Source organism: Microcoleus sp. w2-18bC1 (assembly GCF_036700365.1).
Taxonomy (GTDB): domain Bacteria; phylum Cyanobacteriota; class Cyanobacteriia; order Cyanobacteriales; family Microcoleaceae; genus Microcoleus.
This window is the reverse complement of sequence record NZ_JAUBOS010000009.1, coordinates 114,002-127,871: the sequence shown is the minus strand read 5'-3', so window position 1 is coordinate 127,871 and position 13,870 is coordinate 114,002. Positions and strand designations below refer to the sequence as shown.

14 protein-coding genes are annotated in these 13,870 nt (G+C 48.1%); 10 read left to right on the top strand and 4 right to left on the bottom strand.

Features of this window, described 5'->3' with window-relative positions:
• The first annotated feature begins 42 nt into the window (after nt 1-42).
• Together QT979_RS08505 and QT979_RS08500 are read left to right on the top strand one after the other, a co-directional pair.
• On the top strand, nt 43-642 hold the full coding sequence (locus QT979_RS08505; RefSeq protein ID WP_333210594.1) for a 5-formyltetrahydrofolate cyclo-ligase: 600 nt from the start codon (nt 43-45) through the stop codon (nt 640-642).
• A gap of 101 nt (nt 643-743) precedes the next feature.
• A complete protein-coding gene (locus QT979_RS08500) occupies nt 744-1,523 on the top strand; it encodes a fumarylacetoacetate hydrolase family protein (RefSeq protein ID WP_333309204.1) in 780 nt (259 codons plus the stop codon).
• A gap of 52 nt (nt 1,524-1,575) precedes the next feature.
• On the opposite strand, the gene QT979_RS08495 is transcribed toward QT979_RS08500, so the two are convergent.
• Both QT979_RS08495 and QT979_RS08490 read right to left on the bottom strand, forming a co-directional pair.
• Nucleotides 1,576-2,049: a Tic20 family protein gene (locus QT979_RS08495; protein ID WP_333077581.1), complete on the bottom strand. Its 474-nt coding sequence runs from the start codon at nt 2,047-2,049 to the stop codon at nt 1,576-1,578.
• 142 nt (nt 2,050-2,191) lie between these two features.
• A complete protein-coding gene (locus QT979_RS08490) occupies nt 2,192-2,389 on the bottom strand; it encodes a hypothetical protein (RefSeq protein ID WP_006631916.1) in 198 nt (65 codons plus the stop codon).
• Between the two features lie 168 nt (nt 2,390-2,557).
• On the opposite strand from QT979_RS08490, the gene glyA reads away from it, so the two are divergent.
• From glyA to QT979_RS08455, 7 genes are all read left to right on the top strand, one after another.
• Nucleotides 2,558-3,841, top strand: a complete 1,284-nt coding sequence (gene glyA / locus QT979_RS08485) for a serine hydroxymethyltransferase (RefSeq protein WP_333081031.1) — start codon at nt 2,558-2,560, stop codon at nt 3,839-3,841.
• Nucleotides 3,842-4,295: 454 nt separating this feature from the next.
• Complete coding sequence (locus tag QT979_RS08480) at nt 4,296-5,351, top strand: MraY family glycosyltransferase (RefSeq protein ID WP_333210598.1); 1,056 nt, start codon at nt 4,296-4,298, stop codon at nt 5,349-5,351.
• Nucleotides 5,352-5,572: 221 nt separating this feature from the next.
• A complete protein-coding gene (locus tag QT979_RS08475) occupies nt 5,573-6,829 on the top strand; it encodes a competence/damage-inducible protein A (protein WP_333309201.1) in 1,257 nt (418 codons plus the stop codon).
• 299 nt (nt 6,830-7,128) lie between these two features.
• Entirely contained in the window at nt 7,129-7,266 is a 138-nt protein-coding gene (locus QT979_RS08470; protein WP_333081027.1) for a hypothetical protein, read from the top strand.
• Nucleotides 7,267-7,378: 112 nt separating this feature from the next.
• The gene (gene aroQ / locus QT979_RS08465) at nt 7,379-7,819 is read left to right on the top strand and encodes a type II 3-dehydroquinate dehydratase (protein WP_138920973.1); all 441 of its coding nucleotides are present in this window, start codon (nt 7,379-7,381) and stop codon (nt 7,817-7,819) included.
• A gap of 174 nt (nt 7,820-7,993) precedes the next feature.
• Entirely contained in the window at nt 7,994-9,142 is a 1,149-nt protein-coding gene (locus QT979_RS08460; RefSeq protein WP_333210602.1) for an ADP-ribosylglycohydrolase family protein, read from the top strand.
• Between the two features lie 432 nt (nt 9,143-9,574).
• Entirely contained in the window at nt 9,575-12,130 is a 2,556-nt protein-coding gene (locus QT979_RS08455; RefSeq protein WP_333309199.1) for an HDIG domain-containing metalloprotein, read from the top strand.
• A gap of 129 nt (nt 12,131-12,259) precedes the next feature.
• Here the strand turns inward: QT979_RS08455 and QT979_RS08450 are convergent, their stop codons facing one another.
• Together QT979_RS08450 and QT979_RS08445 are read right to left on the bottom strand one after the other, a co-directional pair.
• Nucleotides 12,260-12,412: a hypothetical protein gene (locus QT979_RS08450; protein WP_333210606.1), complete on the bottom strand. Its 153-nt coding sequence runs from the start codon at nt 12,410-12,412 to the stop codon at nt 12,260-12,262.
• 118 nt (nt 12,413-12,530) lie between these two features.
• A complete protein-coding gene (locus tag QT979_RS08445) occupies nt 12,531-13,448 on the bottom strand; it encodes a carbohydrate ABC transporter permease (RefSeq protein WP_333309197.1) in 918 nt (305 codons plus the stop codon).
• Nucleotides 13,449-13,463: 15 nt separating this feature from the next.
• Between QT979_RS08445 and rpsF the strand changes: the two genes are divergently transcribed.
• Nucleotides 13,464-13,799, top strand: coding sequence for a 30S ribosomal protein S6 (gene rpsF, locus QT979_RS08440; RefSeq protein ID WP_015176119.1), 336 nt, complete (start codon nt 13,464-13,466; stop codon nt 13,797-13,799).
• Nucleotides 13,800-13,870: the final 71 nt, after the last annotated feature.

Genomic DNA, 13,870 nt, shown 5'->3' with positions numbered 1-13,870 from the left:
CACGGCAATGCCGTGTCCTGCAGCGATGATTTAATATGAAATATGAATACTCCTCAACCTTCATTAACTAAAACAGAATTAAGAAAATCGCTCCTCAACACCCGCAAATCCCTATCAGCACAAGAATGGAGACAAAAGAGCGATCGCCTCTGCAACCGCCTGCAAAACTCGCCCCTATTCACCCAAGCAAAAACAATCCTCGCCTACTTCAGTTGTCGCCAAGAACCAGATTTAAGTCCCCTATTTGTAACTCCCCGCAAATGGGGATTTCCCCGCTGTGTCGGCAAAGAGCTATCCTGGCACATCTGGCAGCCCGGAGATGCTTTACATACTGGAGCTTATGGCATACTCGAACCCCTGCCGGATGCTCCTAAAATAGATTACTCAGAAGTAGATTTAATGCTCGTACCCTCAGTAGGCTGCGATGTTGGCGGCTATCGCTTGGGCTACGGCGGTGGCTATTACGACAGAATGCTCAGTTTAGCTGAGTGGGAATCAAAAGTTACGATCGGCATTATCTTTGAATTTGCCTTGCTGGCCCAACTACCAGTTGACTCATGGGATCTACCGCTGCACGGAATTTGCACGGAAAGCGATTTGACAATCGTACAGCAAAAATCAAGAAGGTTGATCGAGCAATAAATTTTCCGAAATTATCCCTAGATCCATGTTTATATATATTCATTTAGGACTTGCACAAGTCTTTTTGAATCTAGAATCTAAAATCTAAAATCTAAAATAGTATGGCCCAGCGCTACGTTCGAGTCAAAACAACACAAGGACACATCCACTACGGTTTACTGCAACTGGGCCACAGCGTTCAAGTATTTGATGCACCGCCCTGGTTAAAAGGACAACCAACCGATTTGGAACTTTCACCAGATACTTACCAAATTCTCGCCCCGTGCTCTCCCTCAAAAATTGTAGCCGTAGGCAAAAATTATGTCGATCACGCCGCCGAGATGGGAACCCCAGTACCGGAAGAACCCCTGCTGTTTTTCAAGCCTCCGAGTGCCGTCATCCCAGCAGGTGCAGAGATTCGTTATCCGCAGCAGTCGGAAAGGGTAGACTACGAGGGAGAATTAGCCCTGGTAATTGGCGAACATTGTACCAACTGCACTCCCGAACAAGCACACAGCAAAATTTGGGGATATACGATCGCCAACGACGTAACAGCCAGAGATTTGCAAAAGCGGGACAACCAGTGGGCCAGGGCCAAAGGGTTCGATACTTTTTGTCCCTTGGGGCCTTGGATTGTCCGCGAACTGAGTCCTGCTGCACAATTGCAGACTTTTGTCAATGAGAGCGAGCGACCGGTACAGTCATCCCAGATCGATCGCATGGTATTTTCGCCAGACTTTCTCGTCTCCTACATCAGTCAAGTAATGACCCTAATTCCCGGTGATGTGATACTGACGGGAACGCCGCAAGGAGTAGGGCCGCTACAAATAGGCGATCGAGTCCGCATCGAAATTGAAGGCATCGGCAGTCTTGAAAATACAGTAGTTATTAGTAATGGCTAATTGGTAATTACCGCCAACAACTAACAACTAACAACTGCCAACTGCCAACTGACTAACGAACCTGCATATAAACAGCATCCGAAAGCGGAGGAATCTCTGCATAGCGTCCCAAAAGCGACTGCACGACTGCATAGACAAATGCAGCAAAAGCGCCCAAAAACACCATGTTATACAGAGTTTCCGCAATAAATGCGACTTGAACGCCGTTAGAAAAAATCGGCAAAACCAGACCACACAGCATCAAAACAATGTCTAAAAGAATCGCCTGCATCGCATTAAAACGAATGAAGTGACTGATGTTTTCGTTTCTAACTACTCCTAAATACAGAGCAAAGAAGATAATCAAGCTAGCAAAGGGCAAACTATAAATTTGCATCAATGGAGCTAGCGGTATCAACAACAGTTGCAGGACAGGAAACTGTGTAAACAGAAACCTGCCAAAGGCAAGCCCGTCAACCAACGGAAGCAAATAAGGCAAAGAAGCAAAAATCCGGTCTGGAACAGTTGTAGATCCGCGCCAAGTCATAATGAACTCTCCTGAGTCGATCAATTAACTATGAATTCCATTAAACTCAGGATAACGCAGCAGCAGGGTTTGTGTTCCGACTCGCCCGGAATTGGCTTTTTACTCAGCGGGGAGCAGCCTCAACTACCAATGGCAGGCTTTCTTATTTAATATTGGCAATGACGAAGCCCATTTGACACTCGTACCGATCGGGCAAATTTTCCGTAGGTTTAGCAACTGGATGTCCACAGCGAAGCTCTCCACCACTCCAGCGCGGTTGCCCAGTGCGATCTGCCAGCAAACAACTTTGGCAAACACACTGAGGGGCAAGCATCTGATTTTCCATTAAAATGACTAACATTTGATACCTCCGGCAGGTTTCACACCAGTAATTTCATTGTATGTCAGGAGTTGGGGACAAACCGCTTAACCTGAACACAACGTAATATTTATGTCAATGGTGCGAAATCCGTAGTACGGTATAAGATCCCCAATTCCCAATCCCAAAACTGTCAAGAGGTTGATTATTGTGACGGACACTAACTTAGAATTCCTTTCCAAAACCGATCCGCTAATTGCCGATTTAATCGGGCAAGAGCTCCAGCGGCAGCGAGACCACCTAGAACTCATCGCCAGCGAAAACTTTACCTCCGCAGCGGTAATGGCAGCTCAAGGCTCAGTGCTGACCAATAAATACGCCGAAGGACTGCCAGCGAAACGGTACTACGGCGGCTGCGAATTTATTGACGGCATCGAGCAAATCGCGATCGACCGCGCCAAACAGCTATTTGGAGCTGCTCACGCCAACGTCCAGCCCCACTCCGGCGCTCAAGCCAACTTTGCAGTATTTTTGAGCTTGCTGGAACCCGGAGACGGAATTATGGGCATGGATTTGTCCCACGGCGGCCACTTGACCCACGGTTCACCAGTCAACGTATCCGGCAAATGGTTCAAAGCTTTTCACTACGGCGTCAGCCAAGAAACAGAACAGCTCGACTACGACGAAATTTTGGCACTTGCCAAAGAAAACCGCCCGAAATTGCTCATTTGTGGCTATTCAGCATATTCACGAATTATCGACTTTGAGAAGTTTAGAGCGATCGCCGACGAAATCGGAGCCTACCTGCTCGCCGACATCGCGCACATCGCCGGGTTAGTCGCCACAGGGCATCACCCCAACCCCCTCCCCCACTGTCACGCAGTCACCACCACCACTCACAAAACCCTGCGGGGCCCCCGTGGTGGCTTGATTATGACCAATGACCCGGAATTAGGTAAAAAGTTTGACAAAGCAGTTTTCCCCGGTACTCAAGGTGGGCCCTTAGAACACGTCATTGCGGGCAAAGCAGTAGCTTTCGGCGAAGCATTAAAGCCTGAATTTAAAACTTATTCCGGTCAAGTAATTGAAAATGCACGGGCTTTAGCGGCACAGTTGCAGCAGCGGGGTTTAAAACTCGTTTCCGGCGGCACGGACAATCACTTAATGCTAGTTGATTTGCGATCAGCAAATATGACAGGCAAGCGAGCGGACCAATTAGTCAGCGGTGTGAATATTACTGCTAATAAAAATACCGTGCCTTTTGATCCGGCATCGCCCTTTGTAACCAGCGGTTTGAGACTCGGTTCGCCGGCGATGACCACGAGGGGAATGGGAACAGCAGAATTTACCGAGATTGGCAATATTATTGCCGATCGCCTGCTAAATCCAGATGATGAAAGCGTCGCAGCCGACTGCCTGCGTCGAGTAGCAGCACTGTGTGATCGCTTCCCCTTATATCCCCACTTGTACTTGAAAGTGCCGGCATTAGCTTAATTTTCCTGATCGGCAATGGGAAATTGGTAGTTGGAAGTGTACGGGTAAAAGGGTAAAAGAGCAGGAAAAGATTGAGAGTTGCCGGTAGCGATATTGACAAGCGGTTTTCACCAAAAATATCGATCGCCAATACGGTTTTTAGTACAGATATTTGTCGGGCGGGGCTGGTTTGACTAACGGTATTTGTCGGTTGCGAAAGATACCGATCAACTGGGCCCGCTCGCCAAATATAGACTTTTTGGCTCGCGAAAAAGTCTATATTTCAAATCGTTAATTCGAGAGTTATGAATGAACAACCTGACAATTCGCCCCAGGGCAACTGCCATTGCGGCAAATCTCCGACTCCCAAACCCCCAGTCGCTCTTCAAGATGTTTCCTTGTGATAAGCCATCTGAAATGTAGTAGACTCTGCCTGACAGACTAATTGCCCCGCACTATTTAAAATTGATTTCAGATGCCGTACCAGTATCTGTACCACATACTCGCTTTTCTGGTTTCTGCGATCATCGTCCTCTGGAGTACGCCAATAGTCAAAAAAATTGGTCTCAAAAGCGGGCGAGTCGATCGGCCAGGCGAGCGAAAAGTCCACAAGCGCCCGATGGTCCGTTTGGGAGGAGTTTCCATCTTTCTCGGCACTATCATTGCCCTCTTATTTGTCTGGCTCTCAGGAGGCTTCATCGATGCTAACGGACAAGTTCTCAATCCCAAAGACGAATACGAAATTTGGGGAGTCACCCTCGGCGGCATCGGATTCTTCCTCATCGGTTTAGCAGACGACCTATTTTCGCTCTCGGCCTTAAAACGCTTGCTCATGCAAATTGGCGTATCCAGCATCGTTTGGTACGCGGGCGTACAAATTGAGTTTCTCACAGTTCCCTCCTTGGGACTGACTAATATTGGCTGGCTGAGCTTGCCAATTACCGTGATTTGGCTCGTCGGCATGGCGAATGCCATCAACTGGATTGACGGTTTGGACGGTTTAGCTGCCGGAGTTTCAGGGATTGCAGCAGTTGTAATGCTGATTGTCAGTCTGGCGATGCACCAACCGGCGGCGGCCCTGATTGCAGCGGCTTTAGCTGGCGGGGCCTTGGGATTTCTGCGCTACAACTTCAATCCGGCTCAAATCTTTATGGGGGATGGCGGGGCTTATTTTATCGGGTTTACTCTTGCTGGAGTGGGAGTAATTGGGTTAGTTAAAACTACGGCTGTTACTTCTGTGTTGCTGCCCTATTTAATTTTAGCTGTACCGATTTTAGATATGTCGGCGGTGATTCTCGATCGACTTCGCAACGGCAAGTCACCGTTTATTGCTGATAAGCGCCACCTTCACCACCGACTTCTACAAGCCGGACTATCCCATCGATTTGCGGTTTTATTTATTTACTCGCTGACACTGTGGGTTGGAAGTTTAGCCCTAGCTTTTTCGGTTCCCAGTGGCGTAATTTACGCTATGGGTGCAACCAGTTTACTGGGATATGCTAGCTGGAAAGTTTGGAGACACGCTCGATAGTCAGTTGACAGTTGACAGTTGACAGTTGACAGTTGACAGTTGACAGTTGACAGTTGACAGTTGACAGTTGTCAGTTGACAGTTGTTAGTTGTTAGTAAGAATCACCAATCACCAATCACCAATAACTAATCACTAATGACCAATGCCCAATGCCCAATGCCCAATCCCCAATTCCCCAATCCCCAATCTAAAATCCAAAATCTAAAATCTAAAATCGAATAATGGTTGCTGAAATTATTTGTGTTGGCACTGAATTGCTGTTAGGCGATATTCTTAATAGCAATGCCCAGTTTTTAGCCAAAGAATTAGCGAGTCTGGGAATCCCTCACTACTATCAAACAGTGGTGGGGGACAATCCAGAACGCATCAAACAAGTGTTAGAAATTGCTGTCAGTCGATCGCAGCTTTTGCTCTTCACCGGAGGCCTGGGCCCCACACCAGACGATCTGACAGTCGAAACGATCGCCGATTTTTTTGGGGTTCCCCTCATCGAAAAGCCGGAAATTATTGCAGATATCGAATACAAATATGCTCAGCGGGGACGCACCATGAGTCCCAGCAATCGCAAACAAGCTTTAATTCCAGAAACTGCGGATATTCTGCCGAACCGCAGCGGTTCTGCACCGGGCATTATTTGGCAGCCGGTTTCTGACGTGACAGTAATGACATTTCCCGGCGTACCGGCGGAAATGCACTTAATGTGGCGAGAAACCGCCGTTCCTTACCTGAAAAATGGCGGCTGGTGTAGCGCCACTATTTACAGCCGCACATTAAAATTTTGGGGGATTGCTGAGTCGGCATTGGCGGAAAAAGTAGATAGTTTTCTCAATTTAACTAATCCTACTGTGGCTCCCTACGCCAATCACGGCGAAGTCAAACTGCGGATTTCGGCCCGCGCGGATTCGTCCGTGGCTGCGAAAAACTTGATTGAGCCGATCGAACAACAATTGCGACAAATTGCCGACTTAGACTGTTACGGTGCTGATAGCGATACCCTCGCTTCCACTGTCGGCCAATTGTTGCTTGATGCGGGGCAAACTCTTAGCGTGGCTGAATCCTGCACGGGAGGTGGATTGGGGGCGATGCTGACTGGTGTTCCCGGCAGTTCGAGCTACTTTTTAGGCGGGATTATTTCTTACGACAATCGGGTTAAGGAAGGATTATTAGGTGTTGATCCGCAAGATTTAGCCGAGTTTGGGGCTGTCAGCCACCAAGTAGCAAAACAAATGGCTGCGGGAGTTCGCGCCAGCCTCAATACCGATTGGGGATTGAGCATTACAGGCATCGCCGGGCCTGGAGGCGGCACAGATGCTAAACCTGTCGGACTGGTTTATGTCGGTTTAGCGGGCCCCGACGGCGACACAGAAAGTTTTGAATACCGTTTTGGCGATGCCAGAGGCCGCGATTGGATTCGGAATCTGAGTAGCTGTACGGCGCTCGATCGGCTCCGGCGTAAATTATTGTTGGCAAAAGCGTAGAAAAAATCCTACGATTGGTCAATTGTCAACAGTCAACCGTAAGCTTAAGCTTTATTTAAGACTCTATACTCTGATATAATTCGGCAATTTTCCTTTTGCCTCTTGATTATCTGTAAAGATTCGTTATGATAATAAGATAGGACTGATTGGCCAATATACTGAATCTCTCCATTGCTCAAAATAACCAGCAAGCGAGAAAGCAAGTTTGACCTTTGGTTTCAAAGTCGTGCTTGCTTATTTTTAGATATTTAGCCGTCGGTTTAGCAATCTAGACTATAAAAAAAGGAGCTATCCGTTCAATGGAAGACATTGAAAAGGTGCTGGAAGAAATTAAAGAATGGGTTCGCAAGCTGATAGAAGGACTGCTGAGTCCCGATCCTGAACCGGAACTTGAACCGATTCGTATTCCTGTCAACCAACCAAGGAATCGCAGGTAGTCGGGACTGAATTAGAAGATTGAGGTTTAAGGTTTGACGTTTGAGGTGGCAGGCTGGTTCTAAATCCCATGTCAAAACTCTCATAATTTTTGTTGCGCTGGAAATTTTAAAATTGTTAAATATCCTGGTACTTCACGGCCCGAATCTGAATCTATTGGGTCAGCGAGAACCTGGAGTTTATGGTTCTGCGACTTTAAATGATATCAACAAGTTGCTAGAACGAGAAGCGCAAGCCCTCCAGGTGCAAGTCTCAATTCAGCAGTCAAATCATGAAGGGGTATTGGTGGATGCAATTCACTCGATGTTAGGGCAGCACCAAGGCTTATTGATTAATGCTGGAGCTTATACTCATACGAGTGTGGCAATTAGAGACGCGATCGCCGCAGTGAATATCCCTGCGGTAGAAGTTCATCTGAGCAATATTTATCGACGGGAAGCTTTTCGGCATCACTCGTTTATCGCAGCGGTGGCGATCGGGCAAATCAGCGGTTTTGGCTCAGAAAGTTATCGGCTGGGGCTGCAAGCTCTAGTTAGTTACCTGATTAAAAATTAGAAATTTACCGATTGTAGCGATCGGATAAGGGCAGGTTTTAGATGGAAAACCAGCCCTTATATGTTTGGGTTGAATTCAAATTAATCACAAAAGTTACGCAAAGAAGGAAACCACGAATAATTCTAAATTACCAATTACCAATTACCAATTACTAACAACTTGAGTTAAATTCAAATGCGGCATTCCCTGTTGAGCAAGTTTCAAGGAACCATCCTAGGGGCAGTTTTAGGAGACTCTATAGGCCTGCAATACCAGAGGCAACTCGTGGGTATTCCCCCCCAAACAGAAGACTTGCAGCCGATTTTACAACTGACGAAACACCAACAATTGACCGTAAGTGGCGCAACATTAGCGTTGAATTCTGTCAACAGTAAAATCCCAACTCGCAGAGACTCATCCGCATCCGGGAGACTTGCGGTAGCGTGTGTTCAAAGTTTAATTCAGTGTAGGGGTTTAGATTTAAAGGATTGGCGCGATACTTGGGAAGCATTTGCCAAGTCGGAAATCTACCATCCCGGCAACAGTGAGTTTCAAACCCTGCTTAACCCTGGTGAAGCTGCTGTTGCTGCGCTGCCATCCGCGATGTTTTTTCACGAAAATAAAGCCAAGCTGCGAGAAAAAATCATGCTGGCGATAGAGGTTTGGCACAACGAAAACCAGCCAGAATGGGAAACAGCAATTTTAGCAGTAGCATATACGATCGCCCGATCTCTCAAAGAAAGACTTGACCCCGCGACAGCGATCCAGCAAACACTTGCCTACCTGAAAACAGATAATGCCTTAACAGAGCTGCTGCTGCAAGTGCAAATACTACTAGAAAAAGGAGCCGATTTAGAAACAGCCGCCACTCATCTGTGCAAAAGCGCCACAGCTTTGCGAGACAGACAGGGCGAAGGTGAAAAAAAAATACAAACCGAGTCAATTGTCAACCCTGGAAATTTCATTCCCATTGCCTTAGCTTTCTACTGCTTTTTGAACACCCCAGAAGACTTTCGCTTGTCAGTGGTGCGCGCTGCCCGCTGTGGCATAGCTGGACAAATAACCTGCGCTTTGACAGGAGCTTTGTCTGGAGCCTATAACGGCGTTGGTGCGATTCCTGTAGAATGGCGACAGGTATCTTCGGCTGAAGTTAATTCGCTGCAGCTAGCCGAGGGCCGAGAACCCTCGCTCTGGGGAACTGGAAGCGATGCAAAAATTGTAGAGTTAGCAAATAACCTGTTTGCTGTTTGGACCGGAGTTTACAAGCCCGATGCCGGACTCGATTCCGCAGCGCTAGCCCGCTCGGTGGCTGCACCTTATGTCATTAGACCTCGTAAAATATAAAGTTTGGAGCTTTTAACGGTAAGGGGAAACCAGAAATTAGCAATTAGCCATTAACAAGTCAAAAGCGAAAGTTGAAGGAGAGCCACAATTAAAGATTAAAAAGTGAAAAATTAAATGTGAAAAATTAAATGGGACGCGCTTGCCCCAACAAGCCAGGTTTAAACGAGAATATGGGGTTGGAAAACGAACAATCTACGGAGAAACAAGGTTTTTAGCCCTCGCGCGCGAGTTCCGTTCAATATGGACAAGGGAAGCAAATAAGCTGCTTGCGTTGTTGGCCACCGTTAGGAAAGTCAACTGATGGCGATAGTCAGGCAAAGTAGTCTGGGGGGTTGAATATTCAGCCAGGGTAGTTCGGATAAAATCAATCAAGATGCATAGTCAGAAATTCTGACAAAGCTGCTGGATAACAGTGATATATCTTCGACACAAATGAATACGCTCTCCTCATTGATGCGGCAGATTGAGCAGCTAGGGGCTGCGCGCTCACTGCGCCAACACATTGCTAAAGTGCAAAATGGCTACAGCAAAGCAGATACCGAGCGCGCTAGCGGGCCTCTCCTGAGCCGTTTGTCGCGCCAGAAATGGCTTCTTCCCGAGACTTTTACTACTAAATTTACAAGTAAAACCTCCAAATCAAGCCTCAAAAATCAAGCTCGTTCCCCTATGTTGGCGCTGGTAGCGGTAGTTTCCCTAAGCAGCGCTCTGGGCCACCGCTTCTACAACCAGCCGAAACTGGATGTGGGCACGAAAGCTCCTCAGACGATTAAGGCTCCTGCTACTGCTAGCGTCCCCGATTACAAAACTACTGAAGAACAGCGGAAAGCAGCGCGCACCGGGGCTGTAGCGATATTAATGCTGGATTCGGCGGTCGATCGACAAATTCATCAAGAATTGCAACAATTTTTGCAGCAGGGAAGCGAGCTACGGGAGGCGGTAGGCCCGTTTCCGTTTGCGAGTACCTCGGCGCTCTCACTTGCGGTTCAGGTTTACTTGCGGGGCTGTCCCGAGTGGGAGTGGCGCTCTATTTTGGCGCAAGCGGGTGACAAAAGGGCAACTTCCGAGCGATTGAGTTTGGATTCCCCGGCAATTGCTGGGGCAACAGATAACAAGTCTCAGCAAGATGCTATAGCTCAACTGCAAGCTTACAGCCGATCGGTCCGGGCGGCAGACTTTCAAAGCCTGACAGACAGTATTTCCTCTGCTCGCCAGCGCTATCTCAATGCTGTGGAGGCGCTGGAAAAACCTTCGGTTTTGGGGCTGCCACAGATTTACGATACTTCGCTGTTTGATTGGTCGGATGTAGCTTGGCAGAAAACCCAAACCGGTATGAGTCGGGCGGCAAAAAGGATGGTGGCTCAAGGTATCCCGCAGGGGTTGCCCAAAGAGATTTTGCAAGAAGCCGTGAAGCTGCAAGTGGCTGATGAAGTGCCGTTAGAGTCCCAAGCTTTGGCGGTGGAGGGTTTAACAGCGATTTTGCAGCCAAATCTGGTGAGAGATCGCGAGGAAACCAAACAGCTAGCTGAATTAGCGGCGCAAAAGGTGAAACCGGTGATGATCGCAGTAGATCAGGGCGAGATAATTGTTGCCCAAGGACAAGAGATCTCGCAGCAAGATTTCGTGTTGCTGGACTATTTTGGTTTAAGTCGGCGGGGGGTGAATTGGCTGGGGCTGACGGGTTTTGTTTGTTTAGTCGGGGGGGCAATTGCGATCGTACTGCTGGTGGAAAGGCACTACCGCTTGCGCCGCAGAGATCATTTGCTATTGCTGCTGCTGACTTTGAGCGCGCCGGTGCTAGTGAGTTTGGGGCTGCCTTGGACGAGTTTGCCGGCGATCGGGATTTTAGCGGGCGGCTTCTACGGTTCGGCAGTGGGAGTGACTGTGGTGGGGCTGCTATCGGCGCTGCTGCCCGTTGGCTTAAATGTGGACTTGATTCATTTGGTGGCTAGCGGGGCGGGGGGATTGCTGGGCGCTTTTATGGCCGGGCGGCTGCGATCGCGCGAGGAATTGGCTCTTTTGGGCTTGGCTCTTGGGTTGACTCAGGGCACGGTTTATCTGGTGGGGACTTTGATTGCCAGCGCCGCTGTCGGTGCGATTTGGTACGTTGTGCTCGGTACTGTGGGCGCGCAAAGTTTGGCCGGTTTGGCTTGGAGCGTTGTGGCGATCGGCATCAGCCCTTATTTGGAACACGTTTTTGACTTGATTACGCCGATCCGGCTGGCGGAACTTGCCAATCCCAACCGCCCGCTGTTGAAGAAGTTGGCTGCCGAGGCTCCGGGGACTTTTCAGCACACGCTGTTTGTCGCGAGTTTGGCGGAGGCTGCGGCCCGGGAACTCGGCTGCAATGTTGAGCTGGTCAGAGCTGGAACATTATACCATGATATTGGAAAAATGCACGATCCGCTCGGATTTTGTGAAAATCAAATGGGTGGGGGCAACAAACACGATGAAATTAATGACCCTTGGGGGAGCGCGGAGATTATTAAAAAGCACGTTACCGAAGGTTTGGTAATGGCGCGAAAGCATCGATTGCCGAAGGCAATTCAGGCGTTTATTCCCGAACACCAAGGTACAATGTTAATTGCTTACTTCTACCACCAAGCGCAGCAAATTGCTGCCAAAGAAATAGAAGATTTAAAGATTACTTTGCCAGATGCGGATAATTCAAAGTTAACAATCGCAAGTCGCCAAGTGAGGGAGGAGGATTTTCGCTACGATGGGCCGATTCCGCAGTCGCGGGAAACCGGGATTTTGATGCTGGCGGATTCTTGCGAGGCTGCTTTGCGATCGCTCAAGGATGCTACTCATGAAGAGGCTTTGAATATGGTTAATCGGATTTTGAGGGCTCGCTGGCAGGATAATCAGTTGATTGATTCGGATTTGACGCGGGAGGATATGTCTCTAATTGCGGAGATTTTTGTGCGAGTTTGGGAACAGTTCAATCACAAGCGGATTGCTTACCCCAGTGCAGTTTTTACTCCCAGGTAGGAGTGAATTTTTAGTTATGAAAAATCTGTTCGCATTTCAGTTGTGAATGAGATTTTATTGCGATTTGCCCCGCAAATAGCCATGCACTTCAGGATTGTTACTGACAATTACCACAGTTTGTTTGATTCCTCAAACTTCCGAAGAGTAGATATCTCTTTCGCCGGCTAGGTGCGATCGCAATTTTTGCCAGTCTGGGGCATCGATCGCATTTGCAAAAGCGATGATAATATCTACAACCCCAGCGCAGTGAACAATCCAGCGGATGTCCGGTAGTTCGTACATAGCAAATAAATTTTGTGAGTTGTATCGCAGAAGGAATAAATACTAATTTTGGACTTCCAATCCCCATGCCCCATGCCCCATGCCCCATGCCCCATGCCCCATGCCCCATGCCCTCATTCTATCCTTTGACTCCGGCAGCAGTTTCTGTTGGCACAATGTATTTTTGCAAGAGCAAAAATAGTCCTAAAACTGGAACAATAGAAATAATAGAACCCGCCGCAACTAAACGCCAATCTAAGGAAAATGTCCCGGCTAAATTAGCTACCCCTAAAGGTAAAGTGTAATATTCCGGCCTGTCTAAAACTAGCAGTGGCCACAGAAAGTCGCTCCAAGAACCGATAAATACGAAAATTCCTAGGGTGACTAAAGCTGGCTTAATTGCCGGAATCATGACGTGCCACCAAATGCCTAATTCGCTGCAGCCGTCGATGCGGGCGGCTTCTTCTAGTTCTTTGGGAACTGCTAGAAATGCTTGTCGTAATAAAAATATGCCGAAGGCTGAGGCTAGTCCGGGAAAGATTACGCCTAAATAACTATTTTTTAGTCCGAGTTGTACTGTCAATATGTATAGGGGAATCATGACTATTTGGAAGGGAATCATGATTGTGGAAACGATCGTGATTAAGATGGCTTCGCGGCCGCGAAATTTGAGTCGGGCTAAGGGGTAAGCGGCGAGGGCGCAAAAGAAAACGTTGATGCTAACTGTGAGGCCGGCAATTAGGGTGCTGTTGAACAGGTAGCGGCCGAAGGGGTTGGTTTGCCAAACTTTGATGAAGTTTTCGAGGGTTGGCTGTTGTGGCCACAGTTGCGGGGGAAATTGAAAGATGTTTTCGTTGGGGGATTTGAGGGAGGTACTGAGCAGCCACAGCAAGGGAAACAGCATCAAAAGTCCGATCGCGCTCATGATGCTGTACGTCCACAGGGTGCTCCACGGCGAGGGAGTGTTGTTTGGGGATTTTGGTTTTTTAGTTTTGAGATTGTTCATGGTTGGGATATGATAATAAGTCCTTGCTTCGTGAGAAGCCTTGTTGTCCATAAGGGGATTATTGCCATGAAACCGTTTATTTACGAAACTATGTACATTCTGCGCCCTGATTTGGGCGAAGAAATGACAGACCAGGCGATCGCTAAATATCAAACTATTTTGCGCGATCAAGGTGCTGAAAACATCGAAACTCAGCACCGCGGCAAGCGCCGTTTGGCTTACGAAATCGGCAAGCACCGGGACGGAGTATACGTTCAAATGAACTATACAGCTCCGGGCGCTGCAATTTTTACCCTGGAGCGCGCGATGCGTCTGAGCGAAGAAGTGATTCGCTATTTGACGATCAAGCAAGATGTGCCAGATGCACCGGAAGCTGAAGCGGAAGCTGAAGTCGCCGAGTAGCATTCGTGTCAACTTAACGTTTTATGTAGTAGCAGTCTACTGTTTGACGATTAGGGCCGCTTATTCCCCGG